Genomic DNA, 1048 nt, shown 5'->3' on the forward strand with positions numbered 1-1048 from the left:
CCTCTTCCCCATTGCTCAATGTAGCCAGTTCGGAAAAGGGCGGTTGAGATACTAGGGTTAAAAGGCCGTGAGGCATGTTTTTGTTTTAAGTTTTCGACTGTCCAGTTTTCGGGTAATGTACCTTCGTTCCAAAAGATAATTTTATCAGCATATACACTGATTTGAATGGGAATTCCGCTACTGTAATCTTTGTGGGCAATGGCGTTGAGCAATGCCTCCCTCAGGGCTGCTTCTGGAAACGGGAGTTCTTCGATGCGTTGAATACCTTCATAACTGATAAGTGCTTTTAGGTATTTGGTACGAAGCAAATCAAGGACTTTTTCGATTTGCTCGAATAAATGCCCGTGGATTTCGTCCTGAAACAACAAGTCATCATCCGTACGGAAATAGCCAATTTTAACAAAAGCTCCAGTGACGTATTTTTCAGGATCTGGGTGAAAAAGTAAAATCGCTGCTCTTTTCAAGAATTTACCTTCGGTCAAATGAAGCTTTTCGAGCAAAATATCGTTACTTTCCTGGACAATTTCTTCCGTCAGTCGATTAGATTTAATGGCTTTTGTTCGGAAAAAATCAAAGGCCGATAGACTCAAATTATTTGCTGAAACATGGGGAATTGGCACTGCATCCCAGCGTCTTCCTTGTTTGTTGAGCAAGAACTTATCCAAAGCAGCTCCTTTAAGTTCCTGTTTGGTACTACCACTACGGTAATGATACTGTCCTTTGTAACTAACTGGGTAAGGATAAGCTTCTACGGTAATTTCTAAATAATTTCCTTGAAGACTCGTTTTTAAATCCACATCCACGACAATTCCCAAAATATCCCGCACCTTATTTGGAATATCTTCCAACAATTTTTTTGCATCAGTAAGCCCCGTCACTACCCCTTTGTCATTGATCCCAATGAAAAGTTTTCCGCCAGAGGCATTCGCAAAACCACCAATCCACTTGATATATGGTTGCAACTCCCGATTCGGGCCAAAAGTAAGATAGACAGATTAAGCACTATTACTTATCCTAATCCTGCTGGTTCTTTGGCTGCGGGTGCATA

Annotated in this window: 1 protein-coding gene; it reads right to left on the reverse strand. The window is 41.1% G+C overall.

The window, feature by feature from the left end; genetic code table 11:
• Window positions 1–962, reverse strand: a 962-nt coding sequence (locus K339_RS0109990) for an RNA/DNA-binding domain-containing protein (protein WP_051397922.1), incomplete at its 3' end; no start/stop codon positions are given.
• Between the last annotated feature and the right edge of the window lie 86 nt (window positions 963–1048).

It is taken from the genome of Runella limosa DSM 17973, from assembly GCF_000482465.1.
In the GTDB taxonomy this organism is placed as follows: domain Bacteria; phylum Bacteroidota; class Bacteroidia; order Cytophagales; family Spirosomataceae; genus Runella; species Runella limosa.